The 26,786-nt window shown below is 46.3% G+C and carries 26 protein-coding genes; 15 read left to right on the top strand and 11 right to left on the bottom strand.

Annotated elements, in window-relative coordinates; translation table 11 throughout:
• The first annotated feature begins 27 nt into the window (after positions 1–27).
• The 14 genes from leuS to lipA all read left to right on the top strand — a co-directional run bounded on the left by leuS (position 28) and on the right by lipA (position 14,184).
• Positions 28–2,607, top strand: a complete 2,580-nt coding sequence (leuS, locus tag L5M71_RS00500) for a leucine--tRNA ligase (RefSeq protein WP_263206142.1) — start codon at positions 28–30, stop codon at positions 2,605–2,607.
• Positions 2,608–2,707: 100 nt separating this feature from the next.
• Positions 2,708–3,202, top strand: coding sequence for an LPS assembly lipoprotein LptE (gene lptE, locus L5M71_RS00495; protein WP_263205852.1), 495 nt, complete (start codon positions 2,708–2,710; stop codon positions 3,200–3,202).
• Positions 3,203–3,219: 17 nt separating this feature from the next.
• Positions 3,220–4,251 (top strand): DNA polymerase III subunit delta, encoded by a 1,032-nt coding sequence (gene holA / locus L5M71_RS00490; RefSeq protein WP_173243234.1) that lies wholly within the window; start codon positions 3,220–3,222, stop codon positions 4,249–4,251.
• Between the two features lie 24 nt (positions 4,252–4,275).
• The gene (gene nadD / locus L5M71_RS00485; RefSeq protein ID WP_263176247.1) at positions 4,276–4,926 is read left to right on the top strand and encodes a nicotinate-nucleotide adenylyltransferase; all 651 of its coding nucleotides are present in this window, start codon (positions 4,276–4,278) and stop codon (positions 4,924–4,926) included.
• Between the two features lie 107 nt (positions 4,927–5,033).
• On the top strand, positions 5,034–5,363 hold the full coding sequence (rsfS, locus tag L5M71_RS00480; RefSeq protein ID WP_006082751.1) for a ribosome silencing factor: 330 nt from the start codon (positions 5,034–5,036) through the stop codon (positions 5,361–5,363).
• Positions 5,363–5,833: a 23S rRNA (pseudouridine(1915)-N(3))-methyltransferase RlmH gene (rlmH, locus tag L5M71_RS00475; RefSeq protein ID WP_006082752.1), complete on the top strand. Its 471-nt coding sequence runs from the start codon at positions 5,363–5,365 to the stop codon at positions 5,831–5,833. The genes rsfS and rlmH overlap by 1 nt, the downstream gene beginning before the upstream one ends.
• Before the next feature lie 61 nt (positions 5,834–5,894).
• On the top strand, positions 5,895–7,751 hold the full coding sequence (gene mrdA, locus L5M71_RS00470; protein ID WP_131523225.1) for a penicillin-binding protein 2: 1,857 nt from the start codon (positions 5,895–5,897) through the stop codon (positions 7,749–7,751).
• Positions 7,748–8,854, top strand: coding sequence for a rod shape-determining protein RodA (gene rodA, locus L5M71_RS00465; protein WP_113939282.1), 1,107 nt, complete (start codon positions 7,748–7,750; stop codon positions 8,852–8,854). The genes mrdA and rodA overlap by 4 nt, the downstream gene beginning before the upstream one ends.
• 16 nt (positions 8,855–8,870) lie before the next feature.
• Positions 8,871–9,941, top strand: a complete 1,071-nt coding sequence (mltB, locus tag L5M71_RS00460) for a lytic murein transglycosylase B (RefSeq protein ID WP_263205848.1) — start codon at positions 8,871–8,873, stop codon at positions 9,939–9,941.
• Entirely contained in the window at positions 9,925–10,770 is an 846-nt protein-coding gene (locus tag L5M71_RS00455; RefSeq protein WP_263205845.1) for a septal ring lytic transglycosylase RlpA family protein, read from the top strand. Before mltB ends, L5M71_RS00455 begins: the two co-directional genes overlap by 17 nt.
• 141 nt (positions 10,771–10,911) lie before the next feature.
• Complete coding sequence (locus L5M71_RS00450; RefSeq protein ID WP_028761483.1) at positions 10,912–12,087, top strand: serine hydrolase; 1,176 nt, start codon at positions 10,912–10,914, stop codon at positions 12,085–12,087.
• A 121-nt stretch (positions 12,088–12,208) separates the two neighbouring features.
• Complete coding sequence (ybeD, locus tag L5M71_RS00445) at positions 12,209–12,475, top strand: DUF493 family protein YbeD (RefSeq protein WP_006082758.1); 267 nt, start codon at positions 12,209–12,211, stop codon at positions 12,473–12,475.
• A 93-nt stretch (positions 12,476–12,568) separates the two neighbouring features.
• Complete coding sequence (gene lipB / locus L5M71_RS00440) at positions 12,569–13,222, top strand: lipoyl(octanoyl) transferase LipB (protein WP_263205843.1); 654 nt, start codon at positions 12,569–12,571, stop codon at positions 13,220–13,222.
• The gene (lipA, locus tag L5M71_RS00435) at positions 13,219–14,184 is read left to right on the top strand and encodes a lipoyl synthase (protein WP_028761485.1); all 966 of its coding nucleotides are present in this window, start codon (positions 13,219–13,221) and stop codon (positions 14,182–14,184) included. The genes lipB and lipA overlap by 4 nt, the downstream gene beginning before the upstream one ends.
• A gap of 163 nt (positions 14,185–14,347) precedes the next feature.
• Here lipA and rimI read toward each other — a convergent pair whose 3' ends face one another.
• On the bottom strand, positions 14,348–14,935 hold the full coding sequence (gene rimI, locus L5M71_RS00430; RefSeq protein ID WP_411569128.1) for a ribosomal protein S18-alanine N-acetyltransferase: 588 nt from the start codon (positions 14,933–14,935) through the stop codon (positions 14,348–14,350).
• Between the two features lie 47 nt (positions 14,936–14,982).
• Entirely contained in the window at positions 14,983–15,348 is a 366-nt protein-coding gene (locus L5M71_RS00425; RefSeq protein WP_028761487.1) for a hypothetical protein, read from the bottom strand.
• 243 nt (positions 15,349–15,591) lie between these two features.
• Here L5M71_RS00425 and dpsA point away from each other — a divergent pair, with 243 nt between their 5' ends.
• Positions 15,592–16,059, top strand: coding sequence for a DNA starvation/stationary phase protection protein DpsA (gene dpsA / locus L5M71_RS00420; protein WP_263205841.1), 468 nt, complete (start codon positions 15,592–15,594; stop codon positions 16,057–16,059).
• Between the two features lie 93 nt (positions 16,060–16,152).
• Here the strand turns inward: dpsA and L5M71_RS00415 are convergent, their stop codons facing one another.
• The 9 genes from L5M71_RS00415 to L5M71_RS00375 all read right to left on the bottom strand — a co-directional run bounded on the left by L5M71_RS00415 (position 16,153) and on the right by L5M71_RS00375 (position 26,759).
• Positions 16,153–17,409: a DUF1624 domain-containing protein gene (locus L5M71_RS00415; protein ID WP_263205838.1), complete on the bottom strand. Its 1,257-nt coding sequence runs from the start codon at positions 17,407–17,409 to the stop codon at positions 16,153–16,155.
• Entirely contained in the window at positions 17,399–19,570 is a 2,172-nt protein-coding gene (locus L5M71_RS00410; RefSeq protein ID WP_263205835.1) for a TonB-dependent siderophore receptor, read from the bottom strand. Before L5M71_RS00410 ends, L5M71_RS00415 begins: the two co-directional genes overlap by 11 nt.
• A gap of 85 nt (positions 19,571–19,655) precedes the next feature.
• Positions 19,656–19,946 (bottom strand): DUF2607 family protein, encoded by a 291-nt coding sequence (locus tag L5M71_RS00405; protein ID WP_028761491.1) that lies wholly within the window; start codon positions 19,944–19,946, stop codon positions 19,656–19,658.
• Between the two features lie 154 nt (positions 19,947–20,100).
• Positions 20,101–21,102: a siderophore ABC transporter substrate-binding protein gene (locus L5M71_RS00400; protein WP_263205833.1), complete on the bottom strand. Its 1,002-nt coding sequence runs from the start codon at positions 21,100–21,102 to the stop codon at positions 20,101–20,103.
• Positions 21,099–21,881 carry an ABC transporter ATP-binding protein gene (locus L5M71_RS00395; RefSeq protein ID WP_113939275.1) on the bottom strand — a complete coding sequence of 261 codons (783 nt, stop codon included), beginning with the start codon at positions 21,879–21,881 and terminating at the stop codon, positions 21,099–21,101. Before L5M71_RS00395 ends, L5M71_RS00400 begins: the two co-directional genes overlap by 4 nt.
• Positions 21,878–22,828 (bottom strand): iron chelate uptake ABC transporter family permease subunit, encoded by a 951-nt coding sequence (locus L5M71_RS00390; protein WP_263205831.1) that lies wholly within the window; start codon positions 22,826–22,828, stop codon positions 21,878–21,880. Before L5M71_RS00390 ends, L5M71_RS00395 begins: the two co-directional genes overlap by 4 nt.
• A complete protein-coding gene (locus L5M71_RS00385) occupies positions 22,825–23,766 on the bottom strand; it encodes an ABC transporter permease (RefSeq protein WP_263205829.1) in 942 nt (313 codons plus the stop codon). Before L5M71_RS00385 ends, L5M71_RS00390 begins: the two co-directional genes overlap by 4 nt.
• Positions 23,767–23,838: 72 nt before the next feature.
• Positions 23,839–24,549 carry a TetR/AcrR family transcriptional regulator gene (locus L5M71_RS00380; protein ID WP_263205826.1) on the bottom strand — a complete coding sequence of 237 codons (711 nt, stop codon included), beginning with the start codon at positions 24,547–24,549 and terminating at the stop codon, positions 23,839–23,841.
• Positions 24,550–24,641: 92 nt separating this feature from the next.
• Positions 24,642–26,759, bottom strand: a complete 2,118-nt coding sequence (locus L5M71_RS00375) for a TonB-dependent receptor (protein ID WP_263205822.1) — start codon at positions 26,757–26,759, stop codon at positions 24,642–24,644.
• Positions 26,760–26,786: the final 27 nt, after the last annotated feature.

The raw sequence follows: 26,786 nt of genomic DNA, 5'->3' as shown, positions 1-26,786 counted from the left end.
ATAGGCGGCACTGCCGGAAATAGAGTGATGCAAGAGCAATATAATCCCTCAGAAATTGAAGCCTTAGTGCAAAAGCACTGGCATGACAACAAAACCTTCGAAGTCACTGAAGACGCAAACAAAGAAAAGTTTTATTGCCTTTCGATGTTTCCGTACCCTTCTGGCAGACTCCACATGGGACACGTACGCAACTATACCATAGGTGACGTAGTTGCACGCTTTCAACGTCTTCAAGGCAAAAACGTGCTCCAGCCTATTGGTTGGGACTCCTTTGGTTTGCCCGCAGAAAATGCCGCGATTAACAACAAGACTGCGCCTGCGCCATGGACCTATGAAAACATAGAATACATGAAGAACCAGCTGAAATTGCTGGGTTTTGGTTACGATTGGAGCCGTGAAATCGCCACTTGTACCCCTGAATATTATCGCTGGGAACAATGGTTCTTCACTAAGTTGTACGAGAAGGGCCTAGTCTATAAAAAGACAGCTTCAGTCAACTGGTGTCCAAACGATGAAACCGTACTGGCGAACGAGCAAGTTCAAGACGGTTGCTGCTGGCGCTGTGATACCCCTGTGGAACAAAAAGAAATTCCACAGTGGTTTATTAAGATCACTGCCTATGCAGAAGAATTGTTAAACGATATCGATACCTTAGATGGCTGGCCTGAACAGGTTAAGACCATGCAGCGCAACTGGATTGGTCGCAGCGAAGGTGTAGAAATGACCTTCGGCGTCGCAGGTCACGATAAAAGCTTCGATATCTATACCACGCGTCCAGATACCTTAATGGGCGTGACCTATGTGGCGATTGCCGCAGGTCATCCATTAGCTGAAATCGCCGCACAAACCAATCCTGAGCTTGCCGCCTTTATCGATGAGTGCAAAAACAGCACAACATCAGAAGCCGAACTCGCGACCATGGAAAAACGCGGCGTGGCCACAGGGCTTTTCGCCATTCATCCGATCACAGGCAAGCAAGTGCCGATTTGGGCCGCTAACTTTGTACTGATGAACTATGGCACCGGCGCTGTGATGTCGGTTCCTGGCCACGATCAACGTGATTTCGAATTTGCCAAGAAATACGGTCTAGCGATTGAAGCGGTGATCAAGCCAGTTGATGGCGACGTTGATATCAGCGAAGCCGCTTATACCGAAAAAGGCGTACTGTTTAACTCCGGTGAGTTCGACGGTTTAGACTTTGACGCCGCCTTCAATGCCATCGCTAACAAGTTAGTCGCCGAAGGTAAAGGCAAGCGCCAAGTCAACTATCGCCTGCGCGATTGGGGTGTTTCACGTCAGCGTTACTGGGGCGCACCTATTCCTATGGTGACCTTAGCCGACGGTACTGTGATCCCAACGCCAGAAGATCAACTGCCCGTATTACTGCCAGAAGATGTCGTGATGGACGGTATTCAAAGCCCAATCAAGGCCGATAAAGAATGGGCGAAAACCCAAGTCAACGGTCAAGATGCACTGCGCGAAACCGATACCTTCGATACCTTTATGGAATCCTCTTGGTATTACGCCCGTTACTGCAGCCCGCAGGCCGATGAAATGTTAGATCCCGCTAAAGCCAACTACTGGCTGCCTGTGGATCAATATATTGGCGGTATCGAACACGCCTGTATGCATTTGTTATATTTCCGTTTCTTCCACAAACTGCTGCGTGATGCGAGTCTGGTTAACTCTAACGAGCCAGCAAAACAACTGCTGACTCAGGGTATGGTGTTAGCCGATGCCTTCTACTACACCAACGACAAAGGTGCCCGCGTATGGGTATCGCCGTTAGATGTAGCGACCACCGAAAAAGACGACAAGGGCCGTATCACTAAGGCTATTGACAAAGACGGCAACGAGCTGGTTTATACCGGCATGTGCAAGATGTCTAAGTCGAAAAACAATGGTATCGATCCTCAAGTCATGGTCGAAAAATACGGCGCCGATACGGTTCGCCTATTTATGATGTTCGCCTCACCACCAGAATTAACTCTGGAATGGCAAGAATCTGGCGTTGAAGGCGCACACCGCTTCATTAAACGTCTGTGGAAGCTTGCAAACGAGCATGTGAACCAAGATAACAGCGAAGCCTTAGATGTCAGCAAGTTAACTGCCGATCAAAAAGCGCTGCGCCGTGAAGTCCACAAGACGATCGCCAAAGTAACCGACGATATCGGCCGCCGTCAAATGTTCAACACTGCGGTTGCCGCCGTGATGGAACTGATGAACCATCTGCAAAAAGCACCACAAACCACAGGCCAAGACAACGCCATTATCGGCGAAGCCTTATCCGCCATCGTACGTTTGCTGTACCCTATCATTCCGCATGTGAGCTTTAACCTGTGGAACGAGTTAGGCAATGCTAGCAACATCGAAGATAGCAAATGGCCAGTCGTTGATGAAGCTGCGCTAGTTGAAGACAGCAAGCTCATCGTTGTGCAAGTCAACGGTAAAGTTCGCGCAAAAATCACAGTGGCCGCCGACGCTGATAAAGAATCAGTAGAAGCCTTAGGCATGAGTGATGAACACGTGATCAAATACCTAGACGGTCTGACAGTACGTAAAGTGATCTATGTGCCGGGCAAACTGCTCAGCATAGTGGCCAATTAACGGCTGCTAATAACTCGCTATACTCAAAGCCAATGAAGTTGCAGCATAGCTGCAACTTCAAGCCTGCAGGGTATACCAAGAATAGGAAACCGCGAAATCTATGCAAATCAAACGCATATGCTTCGCAATCATGGCACTGATCATTATGACCAGCGCTGGTTGCGGTTTTAAGCTTCAACGCAGTTATCAGATCCCTGATGCCCTCAATCATTTGAGTTTGAGCAGTGTGGATGAATACAGTGAACTCACTCGTTTGGTGCGTGAACGCCTGCGCTTGAACAATATCCAAGTTGTCGACGCCGCAGATAATGTTCCAGTATTAAGATTAATCACCGACTCCCTTGAGCGATCGACATTATCTTTGTACCCAACAGGTAACGTCGCCGAGTATGAGCTGATTTATTTAGTCGAATTTGCTGTGGCATTGCCGGGCAAAGAAGCACAGCCTTTCAAGGTTGAAATTCGCCGCGACTACTTAGACGATCCACGTACCGCATTGGCAAAGAGCCGTGAAATGGAATTGCTGACGAAGGAAATGCGTATCCAAGCTGCCGATCGTATTCTGCAGGCAATGGCCAGTACTGAGGTGAATTAATGCGGGGCTATCATTAAATGAGAGTCTATCCAGACCAACTCTCCCGCCACCTTAACCAGTTATTTCCTTGTTATCTGATTTTTGGGGATGATCCTTGGTTGATTGAAACCACCAAAGATCAGATCCGCCAATTCGCCAAGCGTCAGGGATTCGATGAGAAAGTCCAACTCATTCAAGAGACGGGCTTTAATTGGAACGATCTGACTCAGGAATGGCAGGCCATGAGCCTGTTTTCCAGTAAACGCTTGATTGAGCTAACCCTTCCCCAAGCTAAGCCCGGTGCCGAAGGCTCAAGCACACTGCAAGCCCTATTGCAGACGCCCAATCCCGATATGCTGTTGATTATCGAAGGGCCAAAGCTCGCCACAGAGCAAACCAACAGTAAATGGTTTAAGACCTTAGATGCCCATGGCATGTATCTGCCCTGCGCCACGCCAGAGGGCGAGCAGTTTATGCGCTGGCTTGATGGCCGCATCAAGCACTTTAAGCTCAATCTGCAGCCTGATGCCCGTGCTATGCTGCATTCTCTGTATGAAGGGAATTTACTAGCTGCCGATCAAGCCATGCAATTGCTGCAACTCCTGAGCCCAGCAAACCCCGTCAGTGCCGACGAACTGGGCCACTATTTTGAAGATCAGTCGCGCTTCACCGTATTCCAACTCACGGATGCATTGCTGAATAATAAACAGGATAGCGCGCAGCACATGCTAGCCCAGCTCAATGGCGAAGGCACTGCCTTACCTATCCTGCTGTGGGCCTTGTTTAAAGAACTCGGTTTGTTATTCAATTTGAAATGCGAGCAAGCCCAAGGCGTTGCGCTCAGTGCACTCTGGGGTAAACATCGAATTTGGGATAAACGTAAACCACTGTATCAAGCGGCGCTGCAACGACTCAGCCTTGAACAACTCGAACATATGCTCGCCCTCGCCTCGAAACTTGAGCTCAACTTAAAGCAACAGGGGAAAGAGGATTGGACTGGTCTGAGCCACCTGTGTCTGTTATTTGATCCTAGAGCCCATCGGCATCTGGCACATATAGCCATAGACTAATCATAGGTTAACCAAAGGCTTGATATGCGTATTGGTATTTTAGGCGGCACCTTCGACCCGATACACTATGGTCATATCCGTCCTGCGATTGAAGTGAAGCAAGCATTAGCCTTGGATAAAATCCTGCTGATGCCGAACCATATTCCGCCCCATAAACAGCAGCCAAACTTAACCACAACACAGCGCCTCAAAATGGTAGCCGATGTCTGTCAGCAACTCGACGGATTTGCACTGTGCGACATCGAAGCTAAACGCGACACGCCTTCCTACACAGTTATCACGCTTGAGCAACTGAAAAGCTTACATCCTGAGGATAAGCTGTTTTTTATCATGGGGATGGACTCTTTCCTCCAATTAAAAAGCTGGTATGAGTGGCAACGCCTATTCGACTTTGCCCATCTCGTTGTCTGCCAGCGCCCGGGTTGGCAGCTCGATGCAGAGCATCCTATGCAGCAGATATTGACGGCCCGCAGTCAAGCGCCCCAAGGGACAGACGAAGGTCGTGCTAGCAGTCTCCATAAAAACTGTGGGCAGATTTTCCCTGTGACAATTACACCACAAGATATTTCCTCAACTCAAATCCGTGAACAACTGGCAAAAGGCGAAATTCCCGCCGACTTACTCATGCCAGTCACGCTAGATTACATCAAAAATCAACGACTTTACTTACCTTAGCTCGAACCGTAAGCAGATATCGCCAACTCAACTGCCAATGACAATGTATTCCCAGCAGCAACACTGGTATACTACCGCGCTATTTAAAATTAATGAGGTACGCCAGCGTGCAGAGCGCGGAATTAAAACAGTTTGTTGTCGACAAGATCGACGACTTGAAAGCCAGAGACGTTGTTGTTCTGGATGTCAGCAAGCAATCTAACATCACTGACTACATGGTCATATGTTCAGGTACATCAAAGACTCACGTTAAAGCTATCGCCGAAAACCTTGTGGTTGAAGCGAAAAAAGCCGGTATTCCACCTTTAGGTGTTGAAGGCCGCGAAAGCAGCGAATGGGTTCTTGTGGACATGGGCGATGTGATCCTGCACGTTATGCAAGATCAAACCCGTGATTTCTACCAGCTTGAAAAGCTCTGGTCAGAAAAGCAAGACTGATGAAGTTACAGCTCATCGCAGTAGGAACACGGATGCCCGATTGGGTTACCCGTGGTTTCGAAGAATACCAGCGCCGTTTTCCCCGTGATATGGCGCTGGAGCTTATCGAAATACCCGCTGGAAAGCGGGGGAAAAATGCCGACATTGTCCGGATACTTCAAAAAGAAGGCGAACAAATGTTGGCGGCCATTCCCAAAGGCAATCATATTGTTAGCTTAGATCTCCCCGGCAAAAACTGGACGACCCCCGAGCTAGCAACCGCACTGACTAAATGGCAACTCGATGGTCGCGACGTCAGTTTACTGATTGGTGGACCTGAAGGATTAGCACCAGCTTGCAAAGAAGCGGCAAACCAAAGTTGGTGTCTATCGGCATTAACCTTACCTCACCCACTCGTACGGGTGGTGGTTGCCGAAAGTTTGTACCGCGCGTGGAGCGTGAACACGAATCACCCCTACCATAGAGAATAGCGGGATCTTGATGTTAACGAGTGTCAACCACCCGTCATGGGATCAGCCGGAGATAGCATAAGTGTCGCCAAAAAAGCGGATAACAATGCATGATCACGCCGCCGAGGCGTCTCTTTTTAAGCGCAGGGCGCTTTTCACTTTTTTTTGCGTTTTCGCTCTATTTTGCGTATTAGTCACCAACCTTTATCATTTACAGGTTGAATCCTATAAAGATTATGCAACTCGCTCAAATGATAATCGCATCCGTGTTGTTCCAATTGCCCCTAGTCGTGGTCTCATTTACGATCGCAACGGTATACTTTTAGCTGAAAATTTACCCTTTTATTCCCTCGATCTCGTGCCCGAAAAAATCAGTAACATGTCAGAGACCTTAGATGAACTCGGCAAGTTAATTGAGATCAGCGATGACGAGCGCGAAACCTTTACTGACGCCCTGAAATTTCATCGCCGTTTCAAACCGCTAACACTCAAAAACCAGCTCACCGAAGAACAAGTGGCCATTTTCAGTGTTAACCAACACAGATTTCCGGGGATTTCGGTCGAAGCGGGTCTTAAACGTAACTATCCCTACGGCGCGCAAATCACCCATGTGCTGGGCTATGTAGGTAAAATTAACACCCGAGATCGCGCCCAACTTGAACGCAGCGATCTGTGGAAAAACTATGCGGCAACCAAAGACATTGGTAAGCAAGGCATTGAAAAATTTTATGAATCTTTGCTGCATGGTAAACCCGGACACTTAGAAGAAGAAGTGAACAACCGCGGCCGCGCCATTCGCACCTTAAAAATTGTTCCGCCAGAGCCGGGGCAAGATATTTACCTCACCTTAGATCTCAAGCTGCAACAAAAAGCGGTGGAACTACTCACAGGTCTGCGTGGTTCTATTGTTGCCATCGATCCCCGTGACGGTGGAGTATTAGCTATGGTATCGAGCCCAAGCTATGATCCAAACCAGTTTGTACAAGGCATTAATAGTAAAGATTACAGTGCGTTACTCAATGATAAATCCCGCCCTTTGATCAATCGCGCGACTCAAGGTCAATATGCACCTGCGTCTACCATCAAGCCTCACCTCGCACTGTTAGGCCTTGATGAGAAAGCCATTAGCGAGAGTACCCGAGTGTGGGATCCCGGTTTTTGGCAAATACCTGGTGTTGAACGTAAATACCGCGACTGGAAACGCTGGGGGCATGGCTGGGTCAACGTTTATAGCGCGATTGTAGAATCCTGCGATACCTTTTTCTATGAGTTAGCCTATAAGGTCGGTGTCGATCATATCGCCCGCTTTATGGAGCAATTTGGCTTTGGCCAAAATACAGGGATTGATATCTTTGAAGAATCGGCTGGCAACATGCCATCCAAGGAATGGAAACGCTTAAAGTACAATCAAGCTTGGTATATAGGCGACACTATTTCCGTCGGTATTGGCCAAGGTTATTGGACGGCAACGCCATTACAACTCGCTAATGCCGTTGGGATTATGGCCAACAAAGGCCGCCGTCTCCCGCCACATCTGCTGAGATCCATTAAAGACAATACTGCCAAAATTGACTCACCGATTAATGAGTTACCGCCAATTGAACTTAAAAATCCCCGTAACTGGAATATCATCAACGAAGCTATGCGCCAAACTGCAAATAAGTCACGCTTTACCGATGCCACTTACACTGCCGCAATGAAAACCGGTACTGCACAGGTCATCGGCGTGGCGGAAAATACTAAATACGATGCCAGTAAAATTGCCGAACATTTCCGCGATAATGCCTTAGTTGTGGCCTATGCGCCCTTCGAGGATCCTAAAATCGTCCTCGCCGTCGTGATGGAAAACGCAGGTTGGGGCGGCGCAAATGCTGGCCCAGTCGCTCGAGCTATGCTCGATGAATATATGCTTAGAGATACTTGGAAACCCATACCATGAGTACCCATAGCCAATATCAAAACATCTGGCAACGCTTGCACATAGACTTGCCATTATTGCTCGGACTATTAGCTGTGATGGGCTTTGGCCTGTTTGTCATCTATTCTGCCAGCGGTGCAGATTTAGAGATGATGGAACGACAACTATTCCGTATGGTGTTGTCGCTAGGCATCATGTTTACCATGGCACAAATCAATCCTGAAGCGCTTAAACGTTGGGCATTACCCATTTATCTTGCGGGGGTTGTCTTGCTGCTTGGGGTACACTTTTTCGGTGAAATCAATAAAGGCGCGCAGCGCTGGTTGAACTTAGGCTTTATGGAGTTCCAACCATCTGAGCTTATTAAACTCGCCTTCCCCATCACAATGGCTTGGTATATCAGTAAGTTCCCTCTTCCCCCCAAGAAACGTTACCTCGCTGGCGCAGGAGTGATTTTACTCGTACCAACCCTATTGATCGCTAAACAACCCGACTTAGGCACCTCAATTTTGGTGGCTGCATCGGGGATTTTTGTGCTGTTTTTATCGGGTATGAGCTGGATCATTGTTGGCAGCTTTATCGCGGCAGTACTCGCCTTCCTGCCTATCCTTTGGTATTTCTTGATGCACGATTACCAAAGAACGCGGGTATTAACCTTGCTCGATCCAGAGCAAGATCCCCTCGGCGCGGGTTATCACATTATCCAGTCGAAAATCGCCATCGGCTCAGGTGGACTTTGGGGCAAAGGTTGGCTCGAAGGCACTCAATCACAGCTTGAGTTTATTCCCGAGCGCCATACCGATTTTATCTTTGCGGTGATCGGTGAAGAATTTGGTTTAATTGGCAGTATCTTACTGTTAGTTATGTACCTTTACATCATAGGCCGTGGGTTAGTCATCGCCTCTCGCGCACAAACCAGTTTCGCTCGTCTACTGGCTGGCAGTATCACGCTGACGTTTTTCGTTTATGTTTTTGTGAATATTGGCATGGTTTCAGGTATCCTGCCCGTGGTAGGTGTACCACTGCCCCTTGTCAGTTATGGTGGAACCTCCATGCTGACATTGATGACAGGGTTTGGCATTCTTATGAGCATTCATACCCATAGACGTTTCGTAGATAGATAATTTTAGGGACTTTTTTATGCCTACTCTCCGAGCTTATTTGGCTCCACTCGGTTTACTGTGTTTAAGTTCATGCTTAGTCGCATGCACCACGGCAAATGAACCGACACCCGCGCAGGCACCCGCTTCAAGCATGCCAGTGGCTCCGGCCGCTGAAGTCGCACCCGCCAATCCCGCTGAACTCAAAGAAGAGTTTATCCAAGCTCAAGTAAAACAAGGTTTTACTCGGACAGAAGTGCTCGCTTTTCTCGATAAAGCAAAATACAACCAAGGGGTTATCGATGCGATGACCCGTCCATGGGAAGCAAAACCTTGGCATGTGTATTACCCGATTTTTTTAACAGAAAAACGTCTTGATGCAGGGCTCGCTTTTTGGAAAAAACACGAGAAAACCATTGCTAAAGCCGCAGCTAAGTACCAAGTCGACCCACAGATTATCGTTGCCATTATTGGGATTGAAACCTTCTACGGGCAGTTCACTGGTAATTACCCTGTGATTGATTCCCTCTATACCTTAGGTTTTCACTATCCGCCTCGCGCCACCTTTTTCCGCAAGGAATTTGGTGAGTTGATGAAATTAGTCAAAGAAGAACACTTAGATATCAATACCCTCAAAGGCTCCTATGCGGGTGCCATGGGTTATGGGCAGTTTATTCCCTCAAGTTACCGCCATTACGCCGTCGATTTCGATAACAGTGGTAACCGCGATTTATTGCAAAGCCCAGAGGATGCGATTGGCAGTGTCGCCAATTATTTCCATGAACACGGTTGGCAAGCCAATGCACCCGTTGCTTTGCCGCTGGTCAATAGCAGCCAAACAGCGCCAAAAGCGAAAGTATGGGCAGGCGAAAAGCTCAATTATAAAGTCGCCAATATTCTAACGCCAACCTTGTCCTTGGCTGATGCGAGGGACTTGGATGTCTCGCAAAAAGCCTTACTCATTAAACTGGAACAAGCCGATCACGATGATTATTGGCTTGGCTTAAACAATTTTTATGTAATCACTCGCTATAATCGCAGTCCTTTGTATTCAATGGCCGTTTATCAATTTAGCCAACAATTAAAGGAACAGCATGCCGCTAAAAAATAATCTTTTACAGCTTGTCGCTTTGGTTGCGTGCTTCACACTTGTTGCGTGTTCTTCGAGCCCAAACCAAGCTAGCTCCAGCACAAACAAAAAAAATATGGACCCCAACAAGGGGCGCTATTCGCTAAAGAATGACAAGCTGCCACTCAATCCACCCAATGTGGATCATGTGCCAAATGCCACGCCTAAATACGAACCCTATAGTCGCCGCGGTAACAAGCCCTATACTGTTTACGGCGAGTCTTACACTGTGATGAACACAGGCCAAGGTTTTAGTGAAACGGGCCGTGCCTCATGGTACGGTGAAAAATTTCATGGCTATGAGACATCCAATGGTGAACCCTATGACATGTATTCCATGTCGGGTGCCCATAAAACGCTGCCACTACCAAGTTATGCTCGGATCACTAACTTAGATAACAATAAGCAAGTGACCATTCGTATCAACGATCGCGGGCCATTCCACTCAGACCGTATTCTCGACGTCTCCTACGCCGCCGCCTATAAACTCGGCATGCTCGGCAAAGGAACCGCGCGGATCAAACTCGATGTGGTGTATGTCGGCAGTGTCGCGGCCACTAATTCGGCTATTGCCAGCGCGCAAGATACAGGTAATCATTACATTCAGTTAGTCGCATCGAAAGATAAAGCCAAACTCAATACCATGGCGAAAAATCTGGAGCGAAAATATCAGGTAAAGACCCGTGTACAAGCCGCAAACAATATGTTTAGACTACAGCTCGGCCCCATAGGCCAACCTGAATTAGCAGACAAACTGCTCAATAACGTCCAGCAAAATGGGTTTCCTGAGGGCTATATAGTCCATGAGTAATGACTGTTTGCTCGGACCAGAATTGATTTAAAAATAGAGATGAAGGAACCTTCACTAAAACCCACAGTCAGAAAGTGGTACACTGTTGGAGATCTTCTCGAATCCTTTCCATTTAATACAACCAAAAGACGTGCCAAGTTAATGATGAATTTTGTAAAAAGTCCCATTAAAACATTGCTGCTAATTTCCAGTGTGTCTCTCCCCGTTTATGCTGCGCAGCCTATTATTACACCTGATGCACCAGCAGTGGCCGCCAAGGCTTTCGTCTTGATGGATTATAATTCGGGCCAGATTATCGCTGAGAGTAACGCTTATGAAAGCCTTAACCCAGCCAGCCTAACTAAAATGATGACCAGCTATGTCATAGGTCAAGAAATCAAAGCGGGCAATGTCTCGGTCGATGATGATGTGACTATCAGTAAAAATGCCTGGTCTAAAAACTTCTCTGACTCCTCTAAGATGTTCATTGAAGTCGGTACTACCGTTAAAGTCGGAGATTTAAACCGCGGTATCATCATCCAATCGGGTAACGATGCGTGTGTGGCTATGGCAGAGCATATCGCTGGCACCGAAGGCGCCTTCGTTGACATGATGAACTCATGGACAAAACAGCTGGGTATGCGTGATAGCTACTTCGAAAACTCCCATGGCTTAGACTCAGAAAACCACAAAACAACCGCCTATGATATGGCATTGTTAGGTGCAGCCTTAATCCGCGACGTTCCAGAAGAATACCGCATCTATAGCGAAAAATTTTATACCTTCAACGGTATCAAACAATATAACCGTAATGGTTTGTTGTGGGATAACAGCATGAGCGTGGACGGTATCAAGACAGGCCACACCTCTGGTGCAGGTTATAACTTAGTGGCATCTGCAACCAAAGATGGCATGCGTTTGATTTCTGTGGTTCTGGGTACTCAAAGTGAATCAGCCCGTAAAGCTGAAAGTAAAAAGTTACTGACCTATGGCTTCCGTTTCTTTGAAACTGTCACGCCTTACAAAGCGGGTGATAGCTTCACAACCCAACAAATATGGTACGGTGACAAGAGCACTGTTGATTTAGGCGTCGCAACAGATACACCTATTACGATCAGCCGTGGCCGCGGTAAAGACTTGAAAGCAAACTTCGAATTGACTAAGCCATTAGATGCACCGTTGAAAAAAGGTGAAACTGTAGGCCGTCTATTCTTCCAACTTGATGGTAAAGACATTGCCCAGTTCCCACTGGTGACGTTGCAAGAAGTCAACGAAGGTAGCTGGTTTAGTAAATTAGTCGATTACTTTAAGCAGATGTTTTCTGGATGGTTTAGCTAAGCTAAGTCCCATAAATAAAGCCACCTTAGGGTGGCTTTATTTTTTTGGGGAGTGCATCGCCCTTGAATCGGGTATAATCGCCACCATATATATCCCAATATAGCCGCTAAGAGTACTGAGTATGTTAGACACTAAATTTGATGAACTGATGGATTTCCCTTGCGCATTTCCTTTTAAGGTCGTCGGTGAAGCCCACGAAACGCTAACTGACAAAGTCGTGGCTGTGGTACAAAAACATGCACCGGGTGATTATTCACCTTCGACAAAAACGTCGAGCAAAGGTAGCTATCACTCCATTACTATCCGCGTGACAGTGACCAGCAAAGACCATATCGAAATTTTGTACACTGAACTTGCCGCCATCGAAGGCGTACGCCGCGTACTATAAATATTCCTCAAGGCCATGAAATGTGATCTGTCTTACATTTATGGTCAAGAGGCGTATAATAGCGCCACTCAATTCTAAGGGGAGAGGTTGCCCTTGCAAGACACGACTTTGCACATTCGGCATCTTGGAAAACAAGATTACGAATCAGTGTGGCATGCCATGCAGCACTACACTGACACGCGTAATAGTGAGAGCCCAGATGAGCTGTGGATAGTAGAACACCCACCCGTGTTTACCCAAGGCCAAGCTGGTAAAAGCGAGCATATTTTGAATGCTGGCGATATTCCTGTGATCCAAGTGGACCGTGGTGGCCAAGTCACTTACCACGGCCCTGGACAACTAGTGGTATATCCTCTTCTCGACATAAAACGTAGTAAAGTCGGCGTGCGTCAACTCGTTACTCATATAGAGCAAAGCATTGTCGATATGCTCGCCAAGTACGACATTAACGCTTATGCCAAGGCCGATGCGCCGGGCGTATATGTGAATGAACGTAAAATTGCCTCCCTCGGATTACGCATTCGTAAAGGCTGTTCATTCCATGGATTAGCCCTCAATGTCGATATGGATTTAGCACCATTTCGCCGCATCAACCCTTGCGGTTATGCCGGTCTTGAAATGGTGCAATGCAAAGCACTTGGCGGACCACAAACCGTGATTGAAGCGGGCGAGCAACTTACTATTACTTTTAGCCAATTACTGGGCTATCAACACCTAGTTCATCATCAAGGATTAGCAGCGTCATGAATAGGCCTGAACGTTTACAACCCGGAGTAAAACTAAGAGATGCCGATAAAGTGTCTCGTATTCCGGTCAAAATCGTCCCATCAGAGCGCGACACTATGTTGCGTAAACCCGATTGGTTACGGGTTAAACTGCCGGCATCGAATCAACGCATTTTAGACATCAAGCAAGCGCTGCGTAAAAATGGCCTGCACTCGGTCTGTGAAGAAGCCTCTTGCCCTAACCTCGCGGAATGCTTCAACCACGGCACAGCAACCTTTATGATTTTGGGTGCGATTTGTACTCGTCGTTGCCCATTCTGCGACGTGGCCCATGGTCGTCCGCTTAAGCCTGATGCTGAAGAGCCAGTTAAATTGGCGCAAACTATCCGCGATATGAAGCTAAAATATGTGGTGATTACCTCTGTAGATCGTGACGATTTACGTGATGGTGGCGCACAGCATTTTGCCGATTGTATCCGTGAGATCCGCAAGCTTAATCCGGACATCAAGATCGAAACCTTAGTGCCTGATTTCCGTGGTCGTATCGATGCTGCCTTAGATATTTTATCGACTGAACCGCCTGATGTGTTTAACCACAACTTAGAAACGGCGCCCATGCATTATCGTAAAGCGCGCCCAGGTGCGAATTACCAATGGTCGCTCGATCTGCTAAAACGCTTTAAAGAACGTCATCCAAATGTGCCCACTAAATCAGGCCTGATGATGGGACTGGGTGAAACCAACGAAGAGATCGCTCAAGTACTGCGTGATCTGCGTGAACATAAAGTTGAAATGCTGACCTTAGGCCAATACCTACAGCCGTCTAAGTTCCATTTGCCGGTTGAACGTTATGTGCCACCAGCCGAGTTTGATGAGCTTAAAGCCTTAGCCGATGAATTAGGTTTTACCCATGCAGCCTGTGGTCCATTAGTGCGCTCAAGCTACCATGCGGATCTGCAAGCCCAAGGTAAAGAAGTGAAATAACCTTCTTGCTTAGATGCAGAGCTTAGGTGATGTAGATTTCAAGGTTATTAAAATAGAAAAACAGCGCTTAGGCGCTGTTTTTTATTGGCTGTTTTTATGACTGTTATTTATGAAGAGTGGTTCGTATAGCTGTCGTTATACGACATGAACGCTAATGCTCTGCTTATTCTTGGGTTATCGCTAAATCCATCAAGATAGCATCTTCTTTACCGCCCTCTATCGGGTAGTAACCTTTACGACGTCCCGACTCAATAAAGCCAGCCTGTTGATATAAAGCACGGGCGGCAAAATTGGACTCTCGCACTTCTAACATAAGCACCACAGCGCCCGATACCTTGGCCGATGCCATCACAGCCTTGAGTAATAACTTACCGTAACCTTTGCCCTGCTGACTCGGTAATAGGCAAATATCCAATAAAGTCACTTCATCGATAATTTGCTGCACTATCGCAAACCCTAAGAGTCCTTCGACGTGATAAGTATCTGAATCCGAAGCGACGTCAATATTTGCCTCAGTATTTGCATCTACCTCTAAGTGAGCTCTCAGCTTTAAACCTAGGACACGGTACAAGTGACCAAAACAATCGGCAAGATTCCCCTCACTCATGGGATGGCTATGGGTCAAGGATTCAAGCTGCGCCATTTGGGGAACATCTTCAAGCGTGAGAGCCACAAGCTCAACAGGCAAACCTGCGGTCAATTGTGCTGCGAATGGTGTTGTGAATAGACTATCTACTGGTGGGATGTTCAACGCCGGTATTCCAAAGTATTGGTTATTAATGTATTTACGAGTAGAGCTTAAGACTTACTTGGCGCTTGGCCGCTAACTTGGTCGCGCCATTGGTAAATCTGCTGCCAGAGCGCGCTTTTAGCCTGCCAACCCACTAATAAATCGGCCAACGGCTCAGACACTAACCATGCGGTACGTGGCCTGACTTTGTGACGTCGCAGATCCCAAACGATCTGTTTACCCGTATGGGGCTCACAGTCAAAATCACATTCGTCACGCTTTATGTCGATAAGCGTTAGCACAGCGTCAATAAGCGGCTCTGCTTCTGGTAACTCACCGTTTTCATCCCAAATCACTAAATAAGGTTTCACCTTAGTGTCGCGCACTCGCCAAGTTGTCACATTCATGGCGGTTAAATAGGCTGATTTATTCATTAGGGTCAGTTTTATTCAATTAAAGTATCGACTCACAATATCCCGCTAGGATAGCAGTTCTGCCATGGCATTGTTACTGCTGCACGGCGAAAGGAGATGATATCTGGCTTTATCGCTTACGAGATTTAACACTCGAAAGTTCAATCGAATTTATAGATTTACAAAATCTAATTTACTCATTTTACATTTAATATCAGAAGATTAGACTAAACACACTCAGTAAGACAATAGAAGGAAAACGCCATGATTAACATAGGTATCAATCAAGCTCACAGAGAAGAAATCGCCGCAGGGCTAAACCAACTATTGGCTGACAGCTACAGTCTTTACCTTAAGACCCATAGCTTTCACTGGAACGTTACTGGCCCAATGTTCACTAGCTTACACTTGCTATTTGAACAGCAGTATACCGAACTTGCCCTTGCGGTCGACCTTATCGCAGAGCGTGTACGTGCATTAGGCGCCAGAGCACTCGGTTCATATTCAGCTTATGCCGCGCTGACCGAGATAAAAGAAGATCAAGGTGTCACTCAAGCCGAAACCATGATCCGCGAACTATTAAGCGATCAGGAGCTAGTAATCCGCAATGCCAGAGCCTTGTATCCGCTGGTGAATCAAGCGAATGATGAGGCAACTGCGGACTTGCTCACCCAGCGCATCCAACAGCATGAGAAAAATGCCTGGATGCTACGCAGCTTACTCGCAGAATAATCGCTAAATAGATTATTGCTCTGACCAAAGCAAAAAAGTCGCCAAGTAAACACTTGGCGACTTTTGTCTTTAAAGCTTGATACACAGAATAGATTAGAGGTACTTAATCCAAGCCTGAGTGCTGTGTTTTTTATACTCGCTAAATCGCTTAACGGGATAATACAATGCGATGGCTAACACGCCCGCGATAAACCAAACCCATCCTATATTGTTCACGCCAAAGTACTCACCATGGTTTGCGCCAAAGATGAATTTAGCTAAAGTATACAGCAGTAACAGCACGTACAAATGCAAGATATAGAAGAACATAGGCACTGAGCCAAACACAGACAACCCATGGCCGACTCGTGCTAATCTCCCATCCACTTTCCCACTTGATGCAAAATACCGCTCAAAGGCCACTAAGCAAAAAAACATGCCGCCTAAGGTCACCAGTAAAAAGCTTAATGATGGCGGGTATTTCGTTAAATTAAATACCGACATCAAGGTTTCACCCAAATGTGCCCCCGACAGCCAAGGCAAGGTTTCGCCATAAAGGTTAAACCCACGTAACACCGCAAAAAGTACCCAACAGCTGATCCCTAAAAACAATAGCTTTTGCTGGCGAGCCGATGCATCAAGATGGCTTCCGTTCGGCTTATTACTAAAAAGTGGCCCTGCAACATAACCCAGTAAGATCACCCCAATCCAAGGCAGCACGGGATAACTCACCTTAACCCTAAGCGCACCTTCGCTGACGAGATAACCGCGGTCGTGCAATATGGTCCACAGACCGTAAGCCCACTCACTGGGCTGAAAACCAATTGGCGTCAACAGATTATGGCCAAAAACAATCGCAAATCCTAAAAGGGCCATCCAAGGTCTAGGCAGGTTTATCAGCGCAGCGAGCGCTAACATACTCAGACCAATCACCCAAATCACCTGTAACCAAAGGGTGTAATAGCTGACCATCCAAGAGAGGTTAGAGACGTTAATCACTAAAATTTCCAGCGCGATTAAAAATAGCCCGCGTTTAATCAAAAACATACGTGCTGAACGTGGCTCGCCATGGCTACGATTGGCATAGAGCCATGCAGAAACCCCGGTTAAGAACACAAAGACCGGCGCACAAAAATGGGCGGCAAAGCGACTCACAAAAAGCCCCCAAGAGGTCGAACTCAAATCCATAGGATCGCTCACCTGCATGTGAAAGAAAAACCGCTCCCGCACATGGTCGAGTAACATGATAAGCATCACCATGCCGCGCATCATATCGATACTATTAATCCGGGTGCGGCCAATAGAACGACCCAGTTCTTGCTCAGCAAAACCTGAAGATAACGCTGGGTTAGCACTGATATTAGAATTCATAGCTGACACTCACTTTAATGCTACGTGGCTCACCCGGCACGGCCCAAAGAGCGGAATAGCTACTCGCGATGTAATGTTCATCCAGTAAGTTATCCAGATTCACTCCAAGGCTTAAGTTGTCGCTTAAGTGGGTGTTCATAAACAACCCAACTAACTGATAAGAAGGCAATTGAAAACTCGGATCGGCAGAATCACCGAGGCGCGAATCCACATAACGCCAGCTAAGCCCTAGATGACCATCAATAGAAAGCCGATTCAAATCCTGTTTCAGAATCACACTCGCGGTATGCTTTGGCACATTCACCAGTGGACTACCTGCAGGAATGAGCACGCCCCAATCAGGATTCAAGCTGTCATTGGCGGTACGGGTATTCAAATAGGCATAGGATAATTTTGCTTGTAAATCCTCCGTCAGTTCGGCGGCTAAATCGAGTTCAACCCCGCTACTTTTAGCTTTACCTAAGGTGGCAGAAAAACCAACATTGATAGGATCTGAGGTCAAGATATTGCTCTTTTGAGCATCGAACACGGCTAAACTACCGTTTATAGGAAGATCGTTTAACCAAGTACCATTAAACTTCATCCCCAGTTCAACCGACTGACTCTCTTCCGCTTCGAAGGGCTTACCCGCAAAGTCAGTTCCAGAAAGCGGTAAAAAGCCTTCAGAATAAGAGCTATAGAAACTTAAGGCATCGGACCATAAATACACCAGACCCACCTTGGGGCTGACTCGACTATCGGTTTGCTCTGACAGAGTATCTTTCGCGACTTCACTGATATCTTGCTGATAACTATCGAACCTTAACCCAAGGTGCAACTTCCACTTTTCAGTTAAATCCATTTGATCTTGCAGATAGGTCCCCCACGCCTTTTGAGTCTCGTTATTCTCATACAACAAACTCACCTCTGGCTGAGGCCCACCGTATTGAGGGGCATAGATATCGATGGCATATTCACCTTTTTTGCCCCGATAACGATATAGCCCCGTCTTCAAATTGTAGTGATAGGCATCGGCACCGAGCAGCAAATTATGACGAATAAAACCCGTATCCACATGACCACTTAACTCTAGACGCAGTGAATTGTCCTCAGAGGCGTAGTCACGATATCTGTGCTGCCTAGTCAGCGTGCGACCATCATCAAATAGCGATTGCCGCCCCTTTGCTAACTCTGCATCAGACGAATACCCCTTCAAGCTAGAGTCTCGATAGTTATAGCCAGCAGTTAATGACCAATCATCATTTAATTCATAGTCATAGGTCAGCTGATGCCCTGTGGCATTCACCTCCGTTGCGCCATCATTAGGCTCACCTAAATAACGCGAGCGTGGTACGGTATTAATATCGTTATTGAGCACAATAATGCCGCGATCGAATAGCTGTTCCTGCTTGAGGTATTCCATTTCATATAGCAAAGAAGCCTTTTCGGAAATCTGCCAACGCACAGACGGCGTAACGATTTTTTTATCGCTAAACACATAATCACGAAAACTATCGTGTTCCTGCCAAGCGCCATTAATCCGAAATGCCAAGTTATCGGTTAAACCTGAGGTCACATCACCTTCTAACCGATATTGGTCGAAACTCCCAGCCGATGCTTTTAAATATCCACTGGTTTCATATTGGGGTTTCTTAGTGACGATATTAACTGTGCCACCGGGCTCCGAGCGGCCATAAAGTGCCGAACCTGGGCCTTTTAAAATCTCGACATAGGCAACGTTTGATAAATCTCTATGACCACTAAAACCTCGGCCACCATTAAAGCCATTGATTAAATACCCCGATGGCATGTTTTCGTTGCCCGGAAAGCCGCGTAGGGAAAAACTATCCCATAAACCACCGCCATTGTTTTGCCGCGCCACACTCGCGGAATAGTCCAGTACATCTTGAAACCGCGTCAGCCCCGCATCTTTTATCAATTTCTCGTCTAGCACACTGATCGCTTGGGGAAGTTTAGTTGAGGACACATTGCCACGATAGGCTTGGCGATAGTGGATACTTAAACGTTCAATGTCAGTGTCAAGCACTGCGTCACTCACAGTATCAATAGCTTGTGAACTCGATTGACTGCTTTCTGCGGCCAACAGCATTGAAATAGGATTGAGCACAAATAAGGCGCCCAGCAACTGCGCAGTGCGCTTAGGGACATAAAAAAAAGTCATTTTCACTCCGAAAATAAACAGCATCGGCGCCTTAGCTAAGCCAAGGCGCTCAAAGTTAATTAAGATAAATTGAATAAACAGTAACTTATGCTGTTATAGGCGGAGCACGACTATTGAAGAAACGACTAAAAGGTCGCTTAAAGGAAACGGCCTGAAACTCAACCGAGATATAACCCTGCTGAGCGAGTTGAAAATGAAAGGGTGTACTGGTTAGCGCATGTTGCAACTGGTGCTGATGTAAGCACAGCGAACAATTGGCCTTGGAGTCTTCACTAGCATGGGAAACACTGTGAACAGCAATGGCAACAGACAATAGCACCAATATGGCTGCAAGCCATATTGCTAGGGTGCGTCTTGTTTGTATCACACTATTCAAACCCTACTTCCTCAGATAATTTGGCAGGCGATTGTATGTTAAGCACTACTAAAGTTGCAAACCGATTTACCTAAGCCGTAGGGCTTAAATGTTACAAGAGGTAACTTATCTCATGAGTCATTAGCTATGCAGTCCATAGACTATTTACAGCCAGCTACTTTACATAACCCTTTAACACATCATCAATCATAATATTAAGGGATGTTATGCCCGCACCTGTGATATACCAAGCCTCGGGATCCACAAAAATAATGTTCCCCGTCTTCCAAGCGTTAGTTTCACGCAAAAGAGGATTATCAATAGATTGTTTATCCAATACAGGGCTTCGCTCCATCACTGCGGTTCTGTCAACCACGTAAATGATGTCGGGATTGTTTTCAAGAATAAACTCGCTTGATACAGGTTGACCGTGCAATCCCATCAGCTCTGAAAGGCTAGCGGGTTTAACCCCTAGCGCACTGTAAATGAACCCATAGCGTGAACGAATACCTAAAAATCGAAAAGCACCATTATTATGTAGCACCACCAAGGCTTTTTCTGGCCTGTCCTTAATGATCATTCTGGCGGCGTGGATCTTACTTTCCAGTTCATCCACTTTATGTTTTGCCAAGGTTTGCTTATCGAATAATTTACCCAGCATCAATAAGTGTTTTGTGACTATATCAAAGTAATCGCTGTTGCTGTCTTGGTAATCAATATCCAAATGAATGGTTGGTGCCAAATTGGAAAGCGCTTGATAGTGACTAGCTTGAACGGACGACATCAGCACCAAATCGGGTTTAAGTGCATAAATACGTTCCATATTGGGTTGAACGATAGCACCTAAATCAACGATATCACTATTGTTGCTGTAGTCTTTCAGGTAGTAAGGAACAAAATCCTTTGGCATACCGACAATGGGAATACCCAACTGTTCGAGATAGTCGACTTCATTCATATCTAGGGCCGCAACACGTACTGGCCGTTTTGTAATAACAGTAGTGCCCAGCTTATGCTCTACCTCTATCGGGGCAAAATCCAACTCAGCCGTTGAAGCACTCGTATCCAATGATGCAAGTTGTACTGATTCAGTTTTATTGTCGCAGGCCAGCAAAAAAGCCGAGCTAAATAACAGAATCGCTATCACTTTAGTCCCACTTCTACATTTCGACGTCACTTGTATTCTCCTTGTAAGTTGAAGTTGAAATAGTTACATACTGTTCCTTGACTCGTTTTCAGCACCTCAAGATCCAGTTCGTACAGTGCTTTTAACCTTTGTGCTGTGACGACCTCTTCAACGGGTCCAGCGCAGTGCACAACGCCTTGCTTCATACCGACAATATAGTCGGAGTAGTTAGCTGCAAAATTGATATCGTGAACCACTAACACTACCGTTCGTTTGTAATCGTCACACAGATGGCGAAGTGCCCGCATTATGCTAACGGCATGTTTCATATCCAGATTGTTGAGCGGTTCATCTAACAATAAATAATCCGTTTGCTGCGCAATCGCCATTGCCAGAAAAGCCATTTGGCGTTGTCCGCCGCTAAGTTCATCAATAAATACATTGGCTAATGACTGTAAAGCTAAAAACGACAGCGCTTCATCAATGGCGCGATGATCTTCCTTTGTGAGTGCCCCTTGGCTATAGGGAAAACGACCAAATGCCACTAACTCCCTGACCGTCAGGCGTAAATTGAGGCTGTTAAACTGACGCATGGTTGCCACTTGCTTGGCATAATCCTTCAAAGGAATATTGTGGATAGCAGTACCTTTGAGTAATACCTCGCCCTGCTGGATATTCAGTAACCGACCAATCGACATCAGTAAGGTACTTTTGCCGGCACCGTTGGGGCCGATAAGAGAAGTCATCTGATGTTCGGGAAATTGTGCAGTGACATTTTTTAGCACAGGTTTCGCGCCATAAGACTGATATAAGTTATTGACGGTTATCACACTGCGCTCCGAGGTTTAAGAATTAAGACAAAGAAATAGGCGCCACAAAATAGATTAATTAACAGCCCAACACTGGTTTGATAATTAAACAGATGCTCAACAAGCATTTGCGCGATCAGAAAAACCGAGATAGCAACGGCGCATCCTGTTATCAAAGTAAATGAGTGCGACGGATGCCTTGCCAGTGCATAGGCCATGTTCGCGACAAATATCCCCATAAAAGCAGTCGGCCCCACTAAACTGGTTGATATTGCGACCAATACCGCGATAAGACCCAATAGCAGGCGCACCACTTTTTGATAATCAATACCAAGAGAGATAGCTTGCTCCCGCCCCATCAGTAATACATCAAGTACAGCACGCACTCTCCAAGCGGCAATACACACGGCACTGACAAGTACTAGAGAGATAAGCAATTGCTCTGGTTGAGCGCGGTTGAACGACGCTAGGCTATAGCTCTGGAAAATAGAAAACTCACCGGGACTGATAGAATATTGGATTAACTGAGTAAAACTGCCTAACACCACAGTGAGCACTAAGCCCACAAGCAGTAGGAAGAACACATCATGTCGATCTCCGCTAAATAGCCAGCGGTGAATCGCCATTGAGTAAAGCAACATCACCACGACTGAGACAAAGAAATTGCTGTTAGCGGTGATCAGAATACTGCTGCCCGTCCCTAAGATAAGGATCAACAGTGCCTGCAAAATCAAGTAAACCCCTTCATACCCCATGATAGATGGCGTTAAAATGCGATTTCCGGCTAAGGTCTGAAACAGTATCGAAGAAAACGCAATACAGACACCACCAAGGCAAATAGTGCCCAAACGCACCAATCGATTCGGTATGACATAGTCAAAATCAAAGCCTGAGCCCATCAATAAAAATGTGACTGCTAATATTACAAGCAGCCCCCAGCTCAAAAAATGCCATGCACTGTTTTTCATTTGATTTTCCAAACGATAACTAAAAAGATGAGCCCACCTAAACAGCTTGCCGTTAGACCTATAGGAATTTCAAACGGATATAAAATAAGCCGACCAAGTAGGTCACAGATAATCAATAGCGTTGCGCCAGCAAAGGCGATAATAGGCAAAGTGCGTTTTAAATTATCGCCGTAACGCATAGCGACAATGTTAGGAATAATTAAACCAATAAATGGAATACTCCCGACTGTGATAACTGTGGTGGCTATGGTTAGGGAAACCAGTACTAACCCTAAGATAACTAGACTGAAATAACTCAGTCCTAGTGTGGTAGCCAAGCCTTCGCCCATTCCTACAATGGTAAAGCGCTGTGCATAAAGATAGGTCAGCATGACTATGGGAAGGATCAGATAGATGATTTCGTAGTTACCTTGCACGATTTTTGAAAAATCACCCAGCATCCATCCCTGCATACTCTGCATCATATTGTTTTGATAGGCATAGAGTTCCGCTATCGCACTGAGTACACTGCCAAACATAATCCCAATAATTGGAATGAGCACCGGACTCTTATACCGAATACCACGAATAATCAGAATAAAGGCTAAGCTCGCAAGCAGGCAAAAAACCAAAGCGCCTAACATTCTGGCGGTGACACCCATACTTGGAGCATGAATGATTGAAATTAATATGCCTAGTTTGGCGGCATCAAGCCCGCCACAAGTAGCAGGTTCAACAAACTTGTTTTGCACAATCTGCTGCAAAATCACACCACAGACAGCGAGCCCTGCGCCTGAGCAAATCAAGGCAAAGAGCCGCGGCAGACGACTTGCAGATAACACCAACCAGACATCATCCGAGAACGTCAGCATCTGCGTCACAGAGGCATACTTTGCACCTAGCAGCAGTGAGGCGAAACAAAGCACAAAAAAGCACGTCAGTGCATAAACTACCTTCACAAACTGATACTTCCTATACGCAATAAATCTTGTACTAATCTGCAGCCGCTATGAAATGTTCATATCGATGCACTATGTTTGAACCTTATCGGATCCCCCTGCCTTTTGAGCATGGGTAACGGCAATACCCGCTAACACTAAGTCACGTTTTCGCTCCCACCATTTGCGGGCACCGACCTTCATGATGTCTACCATCGCATTTATCTGCTCAGCTTTATCAGGGAGTTTGGTGGCTTCATCTTCCCAAATTGCGATAATTCGCTCTTTACGCGTTCGGCCATCGGCTTCTGGTTTAGTGGTTGACCACCATCCCAAAAAACACTCCCCCACCATGTCAACTAAGATATCAACGGCAAGCACTGCCTCATCAAGGGAGAAGCCTTTGAGTTGCAGCTTTTCGACCGATTCAGCAAAAGAACGTATACCCGATGACGGTGTAACACTGGCCTGATGGATAGATTCAGCGAGGCCAGGATGACGCTCATAGAGTGTCCAAATGGCATCGGTCAATATGATCAATTCACTCCGCCAATCTGTGGCTGCTGGCGCTCGCCAGTCCAGCTCATTAATTGCAAGCTCTGCGGCAATGGAGATAACATCATTCCGACCTGCTACGTGATGGTAGAGTGAAGAATGATCGACCTTTAAATGTGCCGCTATAGCTGGGATGGTCGCTTGATCAACTCCAATCTCCAACGCGGCTCTAGCGATAGCCTCACGGGAAATACGGCTAGGTCTGCCACGCTGGCGTTTTTGAGTGGGTTGATCCGGTACTTGTGTCATATCGATAAGGTTTCCAAGGCAAAAATGCCATTCTAACCGCTCTTGCTACCCGCTGCATGGCAATACCCAATACAGCGGGTAGAAGCTAGCCGCTAAAACTTCGCCCTAACGCCCACGCCTATTTCTCGTGGTTCAAGTAAATATGCATCCACGCCTCCGGTACTTCTGTCAGCCATTTTTGCCACAGGAGCACATTCATCCAGTAAATTGCGTGCATAAACAAAGGCTTCAAAATATTGATTGATTTGATAGGAAGAATTCAGGTTTACCGTTGTGTAAGACCCCACTCTTAACTCAGGCTCATTGGTATCCGTTGAAAAGTATCCATCCGTATGACGCACATCACCGCTCACTTTAAAGGCGTCTGTGATCGCATAGTCAAACCCAAGATTGAACATATATCCTGGCGCTTTACTAAACTCGTTGCCGACAAACTCCTCGCCACGGTAGTCATTAAATTCACTTATCTCAGTTTCAAGTAAACCCAGCCCACCATATAAGCTAAAACTATCGGCAACTTTAAAGTTCCAATCTAATTCAATCCCATAGCTTTGCGCTTCATCAGCATTAATAATGACAGAACCAAAGGGTCGTCCATCTAGGTAGTCAGTAACTGAACGTTGTGAATCATTAAAGCGGGTGTAAAAGAGATTGCTATTTATGATCAAGCGTTGTTCAAGCAGATCGATACGGGTAAAAAGTTCATAGTTCCATGCTGACTCGGCATCGAATGTATAATATTCGCCACCGCGGAAGTTAATGCCTGTACCACCAGGAATATTGCCTTCACTGATCATAGCGCCGATTAGGACGTTATCAGTCAGATCATAGGACAGGGCAACCTTAGGTAATAACGCCATAAACGTCTCTTCATATTGATGGCGCACACCTGGGATGTAGCTCGCAATACCATCGTGGCTAATTTCATCAGACTGATAACGGAGTGCGCTGGTGAATGCCCACTTAGGTGAGAAGCGCCATATGACTTCACCGTAGGGGGCAAAACTGGTATGTCTCAAGTCGGCGTCGGCATTACCAAATACGTTGTTCAGCTTGTTGTTGGTTTTATCATCCCAGTAGAAGACACCGGCAACCCCACTAAACTCTGAGCTTTTGTCACCAAAGTTCAGCCTTATATCATTCGAAAAGTTTTCATTATCTCGTTTTGCAATTCCTTGATAAGGTGCTGCGAAGTGATAATCAAACTGCCCTTCTGAATACTGCAGTTGGTTATGTAACTTCATCCCATTGTCGAACACATATTCAAGATCAAAAAGCCCGACATGATTGCTGACTTCTTGATTATCCTGAAAAATTGAACGATTTTCTAAGTCATCATAGGGTTCTGATACCACCTCATTTCTGGGACGTTTAGCCTCAGTGGAGGAATAAGTCAGCATGGCGGAAAAGTTGCTGTATTTTTCGGGTTCCCATAGCAACTTCGCCCGTAGATTTTGGTTTTTAAACTCAAAATCCAAATCATGGGCAGTAAAATCGGGGTTAACGTAATCAACAAAGGTATCTCTAGCACTGTAATCTGCGCTAATTCTTGCGGCAAAGTCATTACTGAGCGCACCGGACGCCATGACCGAAAAACGCTGCTTATTCCGACTGCCATAAAGTGCTTGCGCTGCAAATTCTGGCGTATAAGTGGGGTTATGGGTATGGATGACTACGGCGCCAGCAATACTGTTGGCTCCTTGACTGGTCGTTTGCGGACCACGGTAGACTTCAATAGACGACACATCCCACACGCCTGCGGCACCTAAATCCAGTTCTGCGGGGCTCAGATATTTACCATCAACACTGATAGTTGCACCCGGCACAGGCTTAGATAAGTAGGCATTACCCGCTGCAACAGGCCCTTTAGTATCCGTACCGCGGATAATGGGCGCATCGGTATTTCCGGCATAAATTAAGTTTGGCGTACCGCCGAGAATTTCAGAAATCGTTGATTGGTCGGCATTTTTCCTCAACTGTTCTTCGGTGATCACTGTCACTGAGCTCGCAGTTTCTTTCAGCGTGCGCTCGATTTTCTGACCGTAAACTGTGATAACTTCAATATTTCCCGCTGCATCTTTTTGCTTGGATTGCTTATCTGGAGCAGTTCCACTGTCAGCAATAGTTGAGCCTGAAATAGCGCTAAGCCCCAGCGCAAGAGAACCGATAACCCACTTTGATTGTGGGTAAAACTTACCAAATCGGGGCATGTGTAATAACTCCTTATACGAAAGATT

The organism is Shewanella sp. SW1, from assembly GCF_025653545.1.
Lineage (GTDB): Bacteria > Pseudomonadota > Gammaproteobacteria > Enterobacterales > Shewanellaceae > Shewanella > Shewanella oncorhynchi.
Note: the sequence above shows the minus strand (reverse complement) of the source record. Positions and strands in the feature narration are given on the sequence as shown.

Coding starts and splice junctions, on each gene's coding strand:
- nadD (WP_263176247.1), top strand. CDS start 4,276: ATGCGTATTGGTATTTTAGGCGGCACCTTCGACCCGATACACTATGGT.
- dpsA (WP_263205841.1), top strand. CDS start 15,592: ATGATTAACATAGGTATCAATCAAGCTCACAGAGAAGAAATCGCCGCA.
- ybeD (WP_006082758.1), top strand. CDS start 12,209: ATGTTAGACACTAAATTTGATGAACTGATGGATTTCCCTTGCGCATTT.
- L5M71_RS00455 (WP_263205845.1), top strand. CDS start 9,925: ATGCCGCTAAAAAATAATCTTTTACAGCTTGTCGCTTTGGTTGCGTGC.
- holA (WP_173243234.1), top strand. CDS start 3,220: ATGAGAGTCTATCCAGACCAACTCTCCCGCCACCTTAACCAGTTATTT.
- L5M71_RS00375 (WP_263205822.1), bottom strand. CDS start 26,759: ATGCCCCGATTTGGTAAGTTTTACCCACAATCAAAGTGGGTTATCGGT.
- L5M71_RS00390 (WP_263205831.1), bottom strand. CDS start 22,828: ATGAAAAACAGTGCATGGCATTTTTTGAGCTGGGGGCTGCTTGTAATA.
- L5M71_RS00415 (WP_263205838.1), bottom strand. CDS start 17,409: ATGAATTCTAATATCAGTGCTAACCCAGCGTTATCTTCAGGTTTTGCT.
- L5M71_RS00410 (WP_263205835.1), bottom strand. CDS start 19,570: ATGACTTTTTTTTATGTCCCTAAGCGCACTGCGCAGTTGCTGGGCGCC.
- lptE (WP_263205852.1), top strand. CDS start 2,708: ATGCAAATCAAACGCATATGCTTCGCAATCATGGCACTGATCATTATG.
- leuS (WP_263206142.1), top strand. CDS start 28: ATGCAAGAGCAATATAATCCCTCAGAAATTGAAGCCTTAGTGCAAAAG.
- L5M71_RS00380 (WP_263205826.1), bottom strand. CDS start 24,549: ATGACACAAGTACCGGATCAACCCACTCAAAAACGCCAGCGTGGCAGA.
- rodA (WP_113939282.1), top strand. CDS start 7,748: ATGAGTACCCATAGCCAATATCAAAACATCTGGCAACGCTTGCACATA.
- rlmH (WP_006082752.1), top strand. CDS start 5,363: ATGAAGTTACAGCTCATCGCAGTAGGAACACGGATGCCCGATTGGGTT.
- lipA (WP_028761485.1), top strand. CDS start 13,219: ATGAATAGGCCTGAACGTTTACAACCCGGAGTAAAACTAAGAGATGCC.
- L5M71_RS00450 (WP_028761483.1), top strand. CDS start 10,912: ATGATGAATTTTGTAAAAAGTCCCATTAAAACATTGCTGCTAATTTCC.
- mltB (WP_263205848.1), top strand. CDS start 8,871: ATGCCTACTCTCCGAGCTTATTTGGCTCCACTCGGTTTACTGTGTTTA.
- L5M71_RS00425 (WP_028761487.1), bottom strand. CDS start 15,348: ATGAATAAATCAGCCTATTTAACCGCCATGAATGTGACAACTTGGCGA.